Below are 12,542 nucleotides of genomic sequence, written 5' to 3' on the forward strand. Positions count from 1 at the left end.
AACCGCAGCGTGGTGCCTCGGCACCGCGTTGCGGACCTTGGGAATCGACATGAATCACCCTCACTACTCAGGACCGCGCAGGCTGCTGCACTGGCTGTTCGCCGCCGTTGTGCTGTGGGCCACGATCAGCGGCTATGCCAGCGCCCTGTTGCAGCCGCCAAGCTCGGTCCAACAGGCGATCGCCTTTATCAATGTCTCGCTGACCACCCTGCTGGTGCCGCTGTTCGTCCTGCGGCTGTTCTACCTGGTGCGTCATCCCGCTCCGGCGGCGCCCGCCCATCAGAGCGCGGCTGAGCGCAAGCTGGTGCATGCCGGGCATGGCGCCCTGCTGGTCACCCTCGGTACCGTGCTATTCAGCGGCGTGCTGATGATGTCGCGCCCGATCGACCTGTTCGGCCTGCAGCTCCCGCAACCCTTGCAGGACCCGGCGGCCATCACCTTTTTCGAAGAGCTTCACCACTACAGCTGCATGGCCCTGGCCCTGCTGGTGGCCGGCCATATCGCCGCGGTGATCCTCCACCAATGGCGCGGGCAGGGCGTGCTCAGACGCATGCTGCCCAAACGCCCATGAAAACGCTGCTCTCATGGCGCCCGCGCGGCGCCGGCCAGCGCTACCTGCTGCCCGTAAGCCTGGTCGCCCTGGGTCTCTGGCTGACCTGGCTCGGCCTCGACAGCTGGACCTACCGGCAAGTCGTGGCGGGCCAGCCGGTGCCGAACGCGGTACCGAGCGCCAGCGCCGAACAGCGGCTGCCCGCGCCCCTGGACGATCGCAACATCGCCAGGGTGTTCGGCACCGTGCCGGTCGAATTCGACAGCGCGCAGGCCAGCCTGCCGCTGGTCCTGCTCGCCAGCCTGCTGGGCAGCCAGCCCGAACAATCCAGGGCCCTGATCCAGTACGCCGACAGCCGGGCCTTCTACTCCCCGGGCGAACGCCTGCCCGACGGCACGCTGCTCAAGAGTGTCAGCGCCGATCAGGTGGTGGTGCTGCGCAACGGCCGTGAACAGAACCTGCTGCTACCCGGGCGCCAACTGCGCCTGCTCAGCCCCCAGACAACCCCACCGGAGGTCGCCGACCGAAAAGCCACGGCCCTTCTGCGAGCGATAGAGAACACACCATGAAACTGTCCAAGATTGCAGGCGCCGTGCTCAGCCTCGGCCTTCTTTTGAGTGCCCTGCCCAGTACCGCGGCCCTCACCACCCAGCGCCTGTGGACGCTGAACATGAAGGACGCCGAACTGCGCGACCTGGCCAGCGAAGTCGGTGAAATCACCGGCAAGACCCTGGTGGTCGATGCCCGGCTGCAAGGCAAGGTCAGCGTGCAATCGTCCAGTGCGCTGGACAAGGACGGTATCTATTCGCTGTTCCTCAGCGTGCTGCGCAGCCAGGGTTTCGTCGCCCTGGACCAGGGCGACCGGGTGCTGATCGTGCCGGCGATGGAAGCCAAGACCAAATCCAGCGAGCAGTCCGGCGATGAGTTCGTGACCCGGGTCCTGGACCTGCGCAACGCCAACGCCGCGGAAATCTCCGGAGTGGTCCGCCCGCTGGTGAGCGACGACGCCTATGTCGCGCCCTCGGCCAGCTCCAACGCGCTGGTGGTTTCCGACAGCGCCAGCAACGTCGAGCGCATCCGCCAGGTGGTCAGCGAACTGGACCAGGCCGGCAACCGCTCGTTCAGCACCGTGGCGCTCAAGCATGCCTGGGCCAGCGATGTGGCCCGGACCCTGAACGAAAGCATCAGCCAGACGGGCAACGGCCCCAGCGACGCCAAGGCCGTGGGCGACGCCCGCAGCAACCGGGTGATCCTCGCGGGCTCCGCCCAGGCCCGCCAGCGCATGGCCGATCTGGTCAAGGCCATCGACGTGCCGACCAATGCCAATGACAGCGCGCGGGTGGTGCGCCTGCACCACAGCGATGCGAAAAAACTCTCGAAGCTGCTCGACGGCATCGGCAAGCGCCTGGAAGACGGCAATCGCGGTGGCGGCGAAGGCAAGGGCAGCGGCAACTCGATACTGGTGAGCGCCGACGAAAGCCAGAACGCCCTGGTGCTGATGGCCGACCCGGCGCAACTGAGCATGCTCGACAAAGTCATCACCCAGCTGGACCAGCCACGGGCCCAGGTGCTGGTGGAAGCGGCCATCGTCGAAGTCAGCGGCGACATCAACGAAGCCCTCGGCGTGCAATGGGCGGCGCGCGCCGGCAACGTCGCCGGCGGCACCAACTTCAGCGGCACCGGCCTGTCGATCGGTACGTTGCTGAGCTCGGGCAAGGACAAGAACATCACCCTGCCGGACGGTGCCATCATCGGCATCGGCACCAGCAATTTCGGCGCGCTGGTCACCGCCCTGTCCAGCGACTCGAAGAACAACCTGCTGTCCACCCCGAGCCTGCTGACCCTGGACAACGAAGCGGCGGAAATCCTCGTCGGCCAGAACGTGCCGTTCCAGACCGGCTCGTACACCACCGACACCGCCGGCGCCAGCAACCCCTTCACCACCGTGGAACGCCAGGACGTCGGCGTGACCCTCAAGGTGACGCCGCACATCAACGAGGGCAACACCCTGCGCCTGAAGGTCGAGCAGGAAAGCTCGGAACTGGCCAGCGCCCCGCCCGGCATCACCACCAGCGACATGATCACCAACAAGCGCTCGGTGAAAAGCACCATCCTCGCCGACGACGGGCAGATCATCGTGCTCGGCGGCCTGATCAAGGACAACGTCAAGACCCAGGTCAGCAAGGTGCCGGTGCTGGGCAGCATTCCCCTGCTCGGCCGGCTGTTCACCAGCACCAAGGACGTCACCGAAAAGACCAACCTGATGGTCTTCCTGCGGCCGACCCTGGTGCGCGGCAGCGCCGATGCCGTCAACGTCAGCCAGCGCAAGTACAACGACCTGCGCAAGCTGCGCGCCAACGGTGACAGCCGCAGCGGCCTGGCCCTGCCCGCCGACTCGCGCCAACTGTTCGATGCCGCGCCGCAGGACGGCACCATCGACATGCGCGCCAGAGAGCCACGCCGATGAGCCCGGTCGCGCGCCTGCCCTTTGGTTTCGCCAAGCGCCATGGGGTCCTGCTGGAGCCCCTGGAGAGCGGCCTGCGGCTTTACTGCCGGGCCGACACGCCGGTGGAAATCCTCGCCGAGATCCGCCGCTGCCACGGCCCGCTGCTGGGCCACCGGATACTCGACGCCGAGGGTTTCGCCGAACTGCTGGCCGGGCAGTATCGCGACGGCCGCGACGACGCCATGCAAATGGCCGAGGGCCTGGGCGACCAGATCGCCGGCCAGGACGACCTGGCCAGCCTGGCCGAGCAACTGCCGCAGATCACCGACCTGCTGGAGCAGGAAGACGACGCGCCGATCATTCGCCTGATCAACGCGATCCTCGGCGAGGCGGTCAAGGTCAAGGCTTCGGACATCCACCTGGAAACCTTCGAGCAGCACCTGTCCGTGCGCCTGCGGGTCGACGGCCTGCTGCGCGAAGTGCTGCGCCCGCGCCGGGAACTGGCGGGCCTGCTGGTGTCGCGGATCAAGGTCATGTCCAAGCTCGACATCGCCGAGAAACGCATCCCCCAGGACGGCCGCATCGCCCTGCGCATCGGCGGCCATGAAGTGGACGTGCGGGTCTCCACCCTGCCTTCGGCCTACGGCGAACGGGTGGTCATGCGCCTGCTCGACAAACAGGCCGGGCGCCTGAACCTGGGGCGGCTGGGCATGGCCGAGGCGATCCGCGACAAGCTGGAAGACGCCCTGCGGCGCCCCCACGGCATCCTGCTGGTCACCGGCCCCACCGGTTCCGGCAAGACCACCACGCTGTATGCCGGGCTCAGCAGCCTGAACAACCAGACGCGCAACATCCTGACCATCGAAGATCCGGTGGAATACCACCTGGCCGGCATCGGCCAGACCCAGGTCAACACCAAGGTCGACATGACCTTCGCCCGTGGCCTGCGCGCCATCCTGCGCCAGGACCCGGACGTGGTCATGGTCGGTGAGATCCGTGACCGGGAAACCGCCGACATCGCCGTGCAAGCCTCCCTCACCGGCCACCTGGTGCTGTCCACCCTGCACACCAACAGCGCCATCGGCGCCGTCACCCGCCTGCTGGACATGGGCATCGAGCCCTTCCTGCTGTGCACCTCGCTGCTCGGCGTGGTCGCCCAGCGCCTGGTGCGGGTGCTCTGCGGCGATTGCAAGAGCGCCGCGCCGGCCGACGCCGCGGCCTGCCGCCAGTTGCACCTCGACCCGCAGCAGGCCCCGGTGCTCTACCACCCGGTCGGCTGCCCGGCCTGCCAGCACAGCGGCTATCGCGGCCGCCAGGGCATCTACGAGCTGGTGCTGTTCGACGAACCGCTGCGCCAGTTGATCCATGAAGGGGCTGGCGAGGCCGCCTTGACCCACTACGCGCGCCAGCATGCCCACAGCCTGTTCGCCGACGGCCGGGACAAGGTGCTGCAAGGCGTCACCAGCGTCGAAGAACTGCTACGCGTAACCCGGGAGCACTGATCGTGGCCGCCTACGAATACCTCGCCATGTGCAACGCCGGGCGCAAGACCCGCGGCGTGCAGGAAGCCGACAGCGCGCGGCAGGTCCGCCAGCTGCTGCGCGAACGCAACCTGATCGCCCTGCAGGTCAAGCCGGCCCGCGGGCAACAGGACCGCTCCGGCGCCACGCTGACCAGCAGCCAACGCCTCAGCCCGGCGCAACTGGCCTTGCTCACCCGCCAGCTGGCAACCCTGGTCCAGGCCGCTCTGCCCCTGGAAGAAGTGCTGGCCGCCGTCGCCGCGCAATGCAGCAAACGCGCGCAGCAAAGCATGATGCTGGCGATCCGCGCACGGGTGCTGGAAGGCCATGACCTGGCCCGAGCCATGGGCGAATACCCGCGCGCCTTCACCTCGATGTACCGGGCCACGGTGGCCGCCGGCGAACGCGCCGGCCACCTGGCCCAGGTGCTGATGCAGTTGGCCGACTACACCGAGGCCCGGCATGCCGCCCGCCAGCAGCTGCAACTGGCCATGCTGTACCCGAGCATCCTGCTGCTGGCGGCCTTCGGCATCGTCGGTTTCCTGCTCAGTTTCGTGGTGCCGGATGTGGTCAAGGTGTTCATCGACAGCGGCCAGCAACTGCCGGTGCTGACCCGCGGCCTGATCGCCACCAGCGACTTCGCCCGGGACTACGGCCTGCTCCTGCTGCTGATGCTCGGCAGCCTCGCCGCCGGCCTGCGCGTGGCCCTGCGCAAGCCCGCCCTGGCCATGCGCTGGCATCAGGCCCAGCTGCGCTTGCCGGTGATCGGGCGGGTCATCCAGGCCAGCAACAGCACCCGTTTTGTCAGCACCCTGGCGATTCTCGGGCGCAGCGGCGTGCCGCTTGTCGATGCCCTGGAAATCTCCGCCGAGGTGGTCGCCAACCAGCAGATTCGTACTCGTATGAAAGACGTGGCGCGTGCCGTACGCGAAGGTAGCGGGCTGACCCGGGCCCTGGAACAGAGCGGCGATTTCCCGCCGATGATGCTGTACATGATCGCCAGCGGCGAACGCTCGGGGGAACTGGACAGCATGCTCGAACGCGCCGCCCACCAGCAGCAGACCCAGCTGTCCAACGGCATCGCCATGCTGGTCGGGCTGTTCGAGCCGGCGATGCTGGTGTTCATGGGCGCCAGCGTGCTGGTGATCGTCCTGGCGATCCTGATGCCCATTCTCAACCTCAACCAACTCATCACCTGAAGAGCACACAACATGCGCAACCCTTCCTGCCAACGCGGCTTCACCCTGATCGAGATCATGGTGGTCGTGGTGATTCTCGGTGTCCTGGCCGCCCTGGTGGTCCCGCAGATCATGAGCCGCCCGGACCAGGCCAAGGTCACCGCCGCCCGCAGCGACATCAAGGCCGTGGCCACCGCCCTGGAAATCTACAAGCTCGACAACCACCACTACCCGTCGACCCAGCAGGGCCTGGAAGCCCTGGTGAAGAAACCGGCGGGCATGCCGGCGGCCCTCAACTGGAACCCCGACGGCTACCTCAAGCGCCTGCCCAAGGACCCGTGGGGCAACCCTTACCAGTTCCTCGCCCCGGGTCGCGAAGGCTCGGCCTACGACCTGTATTCCTTCGGTGCCGACGGCCGCAACGGCGGCGACGGGACCAATGCCGACATCGGCAACTGGGAGCCTTGAGGTGCGCAAGCCAATGGCGGGTTTCACCCTGCTGGAGCTGCTGGTGGTCATGCTGATCATCGGCTTGCTGGCCGGCATGGTCGGGCTGGTCCAGAGCGACTCGGGCGGGCAGAAGGCCCGGCGCGAGGCCGAACGCCTGCAGAACCTCATTGGCTTGCTGCGCGAAGACGCAGTGTTGAACAACCTCAATCACGGCCTGCGCCTGGCGCCCGACCACTACACAGTGCTGAGCCTCGACCGCGGCGGACAGTGGCAGGCCGACAAACGCTTCAAGGAACACCGGCTGCCCGGCGAGCTGCGCCTGAACCTGCAGGAGCCACCAGGCCCAAATAAAGGCCTGGGCCAGGGCAAGGAGCCGCAACTCTGGGTGCTGGCCAACGACCAGATCTCGCCCTTCAGCCTGCAGCTGGAGTACCGCCAGCAACCGCTGCTGTCGCTGTCCAGCGACGGTGTCGAGGAGGTGCGTCTTGCCCCGGTGCAATAAACAGGCGGGCTTCACCCTGCTGGAAGTGATGGTCGCCCTGGCCATCTTCGCCGTGCTGTCGCTGTCGCTCTACAGCGCCACCGAACACCTGATCGGCAACAACGGCGGCCTCAGCGAACGGACCCTGGCGCAATGGCTGGCGGACAACCGCCTGAACGAACTGCGCGCCGGCATGCGCCAGCCCCAGAGCCAGCGCCAGGAACCGGTCCGCTTCGCCGGGCGCGACTGGCTGCTGACCAGCGAAACCGCCGCGGCGCCCGACCCGCGTCTGCTGAAGATCGTGCTCGAAGTCTCCACCGACGCCCCCATGCCGCGGCAGCGCGCGCGCCTGGCCGGTTACCTGGAGGCCCGCCCATGAAACGCCGACAACAGGGTTTCACCCTGCTCGAAGTGCTGATCGCCATGGCCCTGTTCAGCCTGCTCGGCCTGGCCTGCTATCAGTTGCTCGAACGCATGATGCACACCGACCAGCGGATTCATCAGCACGAACTGCAACTGCGGCGCCTGCAACGCGCGGTGGGTATCTTCGAACGTGACCTGACCCAGGCCATCGCCTATCCGGTCAATGGCAGTTCGGCGCGCCAGGCCCTGATCGGCGAACCGGGGCGCATCCAGCTGGTACGCGGCGGCTGGAGCAATCCCTTGCAGCAGGCACGCAACGACCTGCTGCTGGTCACCTATCGCTGGAGCGACAACCAATGGCTGCGCGAGTACCGCAGCCCGGTGGACGGTCCCGACCTGTCCGGCACTGCCGCGCAACAACTGCTGCTCGATGGCGTCCGCCTCGAACGCCTGCGCTACATCGACGATCAGGGTCAGGCCCATTCCAACTGGCCCGTCGGCCAGGCGCCATTGAGCCTGCCCCAGGCGATTGAACTGGAACTCGACGCTCCGGGTTATCCCGGCCTGCGGCGGGTGATCCTGCTGCCGGGCTTCAAGGGGCTGGACCATGGTTAGGGCCTGTAGACAACGGGGCATCGCGCTGATCAGCGTGCTGTTGATCACCTCCCTGGCGACCCTGATCGTCAGTGACATGCTGGCCCGCCAGCGCCTGAGCCTGATCGGCAGCTCCAACCAGCTGTTGCAGCAACAACTGTGGCAACTGGCGCTCAGTGGCGAAGCCTGGGCCCGTGGCCAACTGCGCGATGACTGGCGCGATGAGCCGGAACCCAAGCGCGTGCACCTGGGCCAGCGCTGGGCCCACAGCACGCCGACCTTCGACATCGACGGCGGGCGTATCCGCATCCAGCTGCAAGACCTCGGCGCACGCTTCAACCTCGGCACCTTGCGCACGCCCAACGACCGCATCAGTCGTGTGCGCTACCAGCGTTTGCTCAAGGAACTCGACCTGCCGCCCCATGACCCCAGGCGCCTGCCGCCGGTCCGTGGTTTCGACGGCAAGCCGCTGGCCTGGAACGACAGCAGCGAATTGATGCGCCTGGAGGGCGTCGACACAGCGGTCATGGAACGCCTGCGGCCCTGGGTAAGAACCACGCCGGGGGCGCTGAACCTCAACACCGCCCCGGCCGAACAACTGGCCAGCCTGGGCCAGCTCGACCTGGCCCAGGCCACCGCCCTGGTGCAGGCGCGTCCCGCCGATGGCTACAAGACGGTGCAGGAGTTTCTCGACGCCCCCGTGCTGAAACAGCACGAGATCAACAGCCAGGGGCTCGATGTCAGCAGCCGCTATTTCCAGGCGGTGCTGAATGTCGAACTGGGCGACCGCCAATTGCGCCTGATCAGCCGCCTGCGCATCGAGCAGGACGGTCAGGTCAGCGTACTGCAGCGCACCCTCGCCGCCCCTTCCCGTTTTCCGGAGTAACCCCATGCAAGCCTGGCTTTACCTCGCCACAGTGAATGCGGACGACGACTCGCTCGTCACCTGGTGGCAAATCGACGGCGAGCCGGTGCACGGCACGCTGCAACAGGCGGCGGTGCTGGCCGGCCAGCGCCTGACCCTGCTGTTGCCGGCGGAAATCGCCAGCCATCACCGCTTCGACGTACCGCCGCGCAGCGGCCGCTGGTTGCAGCAAGCCATCCATTCGGTGCTGGAAGAACGGCTGCTGGACGACCCCGAGCAGTTGCACCTGGCCCGCGGGCCGTTGCAGGCGCGACGGCACTGCCGCCTGTTCGCCCTGCAACGGCAGTGGCTGGAGCAACTGCTGGAACGGCTGGCCAGTCATGGCCTGACGGCCGAGCGCATTCATGTCGATGCCGACTGCCTGCCGGACAGCCAGGCCCTGGCCCTGCGCTGCCACGACCGCTGGCTGATCGGCGGGGCCTGCCAGCAACGCCTGGCGCTCGACGACCAGGCCCTCGAAGAGCTGGCCCCGCTGCTGCCCGACACCCTGCAACGCAGCGAGGAAACGCCCTGGCCGCTGTTGGCCCGCGGCAGCGCGCAGGCCATCGATCTGCGCCAGGGAGCCTTCGCCCTGCGCAGCCCGTCGCGCACGCCATGGCGGGCGCTGCTGGCAATCCTGGCCATCGCCTGCGGCGCTCAAGTGGCCCAGGACGTGGGTCATCGCTGGTTGCTGCAACACAAGGCCGCCGAGGTGACCGAGGCCAGCCTGGAACTCTGGCGCCAACGCTTCCCCGACGAGCCCCGGGTGATCGACCTCGCCCGCCAGGTCCAGGCCCGTGCCCAGCAGGCCGGCCAGCCCCGGCAAAGCCTGGCGCGCCGGCTCGACAGCCTGGCCAGCCAATGGACCGGCAGCGATGGCGGCGATACGCGGGTTCGCCGGCTGGACTACCAACAGGCGCAAGGCTGGACCCTGCAAGTCAACGCGCCGGATTTCTCCACCCTCGAACGTCTGCGCGAAGCCCTCGCGCAGCAGGGCGCGAATGTGCAGGCCGACTCGGCCGTGCTCGCTCCCGACGGGGTCAGCGCCCGCCTGAAAATCACGGACTAACCCATGACCACCCTTTTCAATCGTTACTCGAACCGCTGGCAGCAGCTACCGCCTCGCGACCGCCTGGCCCTGAAGCTGCTCAGCCTGTTTCTGGCCGTGACGCTGTTCTGGACCCTGCTCTGGAGTCCTCAGCGCCAGGCCCTGCGCCAGGCTGAACAGCAGTTCCAGGAGGCCCTGCAGTTGCAAACCGATCTGCTCAAACTGCCCTCGTCCACCCAGGCCCGCGGCCCGCAGGCCAACGGTCGGACCCTGGCCGGCCTGATCACCGCCAGCACGGCCGCGGCCAACCTGAGCATCGAACGCATGGACAGCGAAGAATCCGGACGCCTCAATCTCAACCTCGGCGGCGCGCTGCAAGACCTGCTGACCTGGCTGGACGACGTGGAAAACCAGGGCGTCAACCTGGTGTCGCTGCAGCTGGAGGTCGACCCTCAGGCCCTGGTCCAGGCCCGTCTGACCCTGGAGGCGAACTGATCGCGCCCGCCGCTTAGCGGGCCGACTCCTCATCGACCCGCTCAGTGCCCAGCAGGCGCGGGCCCCAATCCTCGACCGCCGCCTGCTCGACCCGACGCTCCAGGGTGCGTCGCCAGGAGGGCACCAGCGGCAGCTCCAGGCACAGACGAATCTCCTCCACTGCCACCTCGCGGGAAAACAGCACCGCGCTCAAGCGCGACAGCGGCCACTGCTCGAACGGGCGCTCGACCTGCTGCAACACGTCCCCGGCGCTCAGGCTGCCCGCCTCCAGCACCCGGTAATACCAGCCGGTGCGCCCACTCTGCTGGACCCGCAGCGACATGTCTTTCACGGCAAAGCGGTCATTGAGTTTCCAGCACGGCATGCGTCCCTGGGACACCTCCAGCAACACGCTGCCGACCCGGACCCGGTCGCCCAGGCAGACGTTCTGCTCGGTCCAGCCGTGGCTGCTGAAGTTCTCGCCAAAGGCGCCCGGCTGCTCCAGCAACGCGTGTGGCCCAAGCTCGGCGGCCCAGGCGGCGTAATGCTCGCGGGGATAGTGATGAATGGCTTTCTCGGTGCCGCCATGCACCCGCAAGTCGCCCTGCTCGTCTTCCAGCAGGCCCAGGGGACCGACCTGCAGGCTGCCGGTGCGCGGGGTCTTGGCGATCGCGCTCATCGACCCCGGCCGGCTGTAGGCCACGGCGCGGCCAGTCAACAGGGCATCGAGGGTTATACGCTCAGGGGTCATTACCTTACTCCATGGTTTCAGCGGCGAACGGATGTTCCCGGCAGATCAACTCACTGTCGGCAGCTGCCAGCGACTCTTCGGCCAGGCCCAAGATCGGCACGTCCCGGGCCCTTTGGTTCAAGGCCTGCACTCAGGCTTTTCGGGTCCGCGGCAGGAAGATCGCCAGCAGGCCGAACAGCGGCAGGAACGAGCACAGGAAGTACACGTACTCGATGCCGTGGATGTCCGCCAGATGGCCCAGCAATGCCGCGCCGATCCCGCCGAACCCGAACATCAGGCCGAAGAACACCCCGGCGATCATGCCGACGTTGCCCGGCACCAGCTCCTGGGCGTAGACCACGATGGCCGAGAACGCCGACGCCAGGATGAAGCCGATCACCACGCTGAGCACGCTGGTCCAGAACAGGTCGACATGGGGCAGCAACAGGGTGAACGGCGCCACGCCGAGGATCGAGAACCAGATCACCGCCTTGCGCCCGATCTTGTCGCCGATCGGCCCGCCGAAGAAGGTCCCGGCCGCCACCGCGCCAAGGAACAGGAACAGGTGCAGCTGCGAGCTGGCCACCGACAGGTCGAACTTCTCGATCAGGTAGAAGGTGAAGTAGCTGGTCAGGCTGGCCATGTAGAAATACTTGGAGAACACCAGCAGCCCCAGCACCACCAGGGCGCTGAGCACTCGCCCCCTGGACAGGCCGTGGGTCGCCGCCTGCCCCTGCTTGAGCTTGAACAACTTGAGGTGGTTGGCGTACCAGCGGCTGATGGCATAGAGCAGCGCCACGGCGAACACCGCCAACAGGCCGAACCAGGCCACATTGCCCTGGCCGAAGGGAATGATGATGGCCGCCGCCAGCAGCGGGCCGAAGGCCGTGCCGGCATTGCCGCCGACCTGGAAGGTCGATTGCGCCAGGCCATAACGCCCGCCGGAGGCCAGCCGCGCCACCCGCGAGGCTTCCGGGTGGAAGGTCGAGGAGCCGACACCGATCAGCCCCGCCGCCAGCAGGATCAAGGCAAAGCTGCCGACCTGGGACATCATCAGAATGCCGATCAGGGTGCAGACCATGCCCACCGGCAACAGGTACGGCTTGGGGTGGCGGTCGGTGTAATAGCCGACCCACGGCTGCAGCAGTGAGGCCGTGAGCTGGAAGGTCAGGGTAATCAGGCCGACCTGGGTGAAGGTCAGGCCGTAGCTGGCCTTGAGCATCGGGTAGATCGCCGGCAGCACCGCCTGGATCAGGTCGTTGATCAAATGCGCCAGCGCCACCGCGCCAATGATGCGCAGCACCAGGGGGCTGCTGTGTGAAGGCGCGGGAGTCGCCACAGAGGCGGACTGAACATTGCTGATAGCCATGAGAGTTTCCGTACAGCAGATGGATGCGCAGTTGCAGGGGTGGCCAATGTGCCATTTTTCGGTGCGCCGCGGCTATCCCCTTAGCTTGCTAACGACTTGAATATTTTGCTTGATGCGCAGCACGACAAAACATCGAAGCCTGCGTTCAGCGGCACGGCCGACGCAAACCGGCCAATACGGTGTAGCGACTAAAACGCGGACCAGGGTTCACGGCGCGTTGCGCGTGCAATCGCAGGATGCGCTGACGGCTACAGGAGGGAATTGGATAAACGGTTGATAGCGTAGATAATTTTTTTATAAAAAGCGCTTGACGCATTACCGTTCTACGCGAATAATGCGCGCCACTTGGCTACATAGCTCAGTTGGTTAGAGCATAGCATTCATAATGCTGGGGTCCGGGGTTCAAGTCCCTGTGTAGCCACCAAGTACCTCAAC

The 12,542-nt window shown here is 66.8% G+C and carries 14 protein-coding genes and 1 tRNA gene; 13 read left to right on the forward strand and 2 right to left on the reverse strand.

Annotated elements, in window-relative coordinates; translation table 11 throughout:
- Positions 1-49: 49 nt before the first annotated feature.
- Genes PMI20_RS28295 through gspM form a run of 12 tightly spaced genes read left to right on the forward strand, consistent with a single transcriptional unit; the run spans position 50 to position 10,029 of the window.
- Positions 50-571, forward strand: coding sequence for a cytochrome b (locus PMI20_RS28295; protein WP_007928330.1), 522 nt, complete (start codon positions 50-52; stop codon positions 569-571).
- Positions 568-1,119, forward strand: coding sequence for a type II secretion system protein N (locus PMI20_RS28300; protein ID WP_284170656.1), 552 nt, complete (start codon positions 568-570; stop codon positions 1,117-1,119). Before PMI20_RS28295 ends, PMI20_RS28300 begins: the two co-directional genes overlap by 4 nt.
- A complete protein-coding gene (gene gspD, locus PMI20_RS28305; protein ID WP_007923629.1) occupies positions 1,116-3,017 on the forward strand; it encodes a type II secretion system secretin GspD in 1,902 nt (633 codons plus the stop codon). Before PMI20_RS28300 ends, gspD begins: the two co-directional genes overlap by 4 nt.
- Positions 3,014-4,498 (forward strand): type II secretion system ATPase GspE, encoded by a 1,485-nt coding sequence (gspE, locus tag PMI20_RS28310; protein ID WP_007923628.1) that lies wholly within the window; start codon positions 3,014-3,016, stop codon positions 4,496-4,498. Before gspD ends, gspE begins: the two co-directional genes overlap by 4 nt.
- A 2-nt stretch (positions 4,499-4,500) precedes the next feature.
- Positions 4,501-5,715 carry a type II secretion system inner membrane protein GspF gene (gspF, locus tag PMI20_RS28315; protein ID WP_007923626.1) on the forward strand — a complete coding sequence of 405 codons (1,215 nt, stop codon included), beginning with the start codon at positions 4,501-4,503 and terminating at the stop codon, positions 5,713-5,715.
- A 12-nt stretch (positions 5,716-5,727) separates the two neighbouring features.
- Complete coding sequence (gene gspG, locus PMI20_RS28320; RefSeq protein WP_007923623.1) at positions 5,728-6,162, forward strand: type II secretion system major pseudopilin GspG; 435 nt, start codon at positions 5,728-5,730, stop codon at positions 6,160-6,162.
- 1 nt (position 6,163) lies between these two features.
- Positions 6,164-6,646, forward strand: coding sequence for a type II secretion system minor pseudopilin GspH (gspH, locus tag PMI20_RS28325; protein WP_284170659.1), 483 nt, complete (start codon positions 6,164-6,166; stop codon positions 6,644-6,646).
- Positions 6,630-7,004 (forward strand): type II secretion system minor pseudopilin GspI, encoded by a 375-nt coding sequence (gene gspI / locus PMI20_RS28330; protein ID WP_007923211.1) that lies wholly within the window; start codon positions 6,630-6,632, stop codon positions 7,002-7,004. The genes gspH and gspI overlap by 17 nt, the downstream gene beginning before the upstream one ends.
- Positions 7,001-7,603 carry a type II secretion system minor pseudopilin GspJ gene (gspJ, locus tag PMI20_RS28335; protein ID WP_007923210.1) on the forward strand — a complete coding sequence of 201 codons (603 nt, stop codon included), beginning with the start codon at positions 7,001-7,003 and terminating at the stop codon, positions 7,601-7,603. Before gspI ends, gspJ begins: the two co-directional genes overlap by 4 nt.
- Positions 7,596-8,468 carry a type II secretion system protein GspK gene (locus tag PMI20_RS28340; protein ID WP_007923209.1) on the forward strand — a complete coding sequence of 291 codons (873 nt, stop codon included), beginning with the start codon at positions 7,596-7,598 and terminating at the stop codon, positions 8,466-8,468. The genes gspJ and PMI20_RS28340 overlap by 8 nt, the downstream gene beginning before the upstream one ends.
- A 4-nt stretch (positions 8,469-8,472) precedes the next feature.
- Positions 8,473-9,555 (forward strand): type II secretion system protein GspL, encoded by a 1,083-nt coding sequence (gene gspL, locus PMI20_RS28345; protein WP_007923208.1) that lies wholly within the window; start codon positions 8,473-8,475, stop codon positions 9,553-9,555.
- Positions 9,556-9,558: 3 nt separating this feature from the next.
- Positions 9,559-10,029, forward strand: coding sequence for a type II secretion system protein GspM (gspM, locus tag PMI20_RS28350; protein ID WP_007923207.1), 471 nt, complete (start codon positions 9,559-9,561; stop codon positions 10,027-10,029).
- Between the two features lie 13 nt (positions 10,030-10,042).
- Here gspM and PMI20_RS28355 read toward each other — a convergent pair whose 3' ends face one another.
- Positions 10,043-10,759 (reverse strand): MOSC domain-containing protein, encoded by a 717-nt coding sequence (locus tag PMI20_RS28355; RefSeq protein WP_007923206.1) that lies wholly within the window; start codon positions 10,757-10,759, stop codon positions 10,043-10,045.
- A 130-nt stretch (positions 10,760-10,889) separates the two neighbouring features.
- A complete protein-coding gene (locus tag PMI20_RS28360) occupies positions 10,890-12,107 on the reverse strand; it encodes an MFS transporter (protein WP_007923205.1) in 1,218 nt (405 codons plus the stop codon).
- A 347-nt stretch (positions 12,108-12,454) separates the two neighbouring features.
- On the opposite strand from PMI20_RS28360, the gene PMI20_RS28365 reads away from it, so the two are divergent.
- Positions 12,455-12,531 (forward strand) — tRNA-Met (locus PMI20_RS28365).
- Positions 12,532-12,542: the final 11 nt, after the last annotated feature.

The sequence above is a fragment of the Pseudomonas sp. GM17 genome, assembly GCF_000282175.2.
Classification (GTDB): domain Bacteria; phylum Pseudomonadota; class Gammaproteobacteria; order Pseudomonadales; family Pseudomonadaceae; genus Aquipseudomonas; species Aquipseudomonas chlororaphis.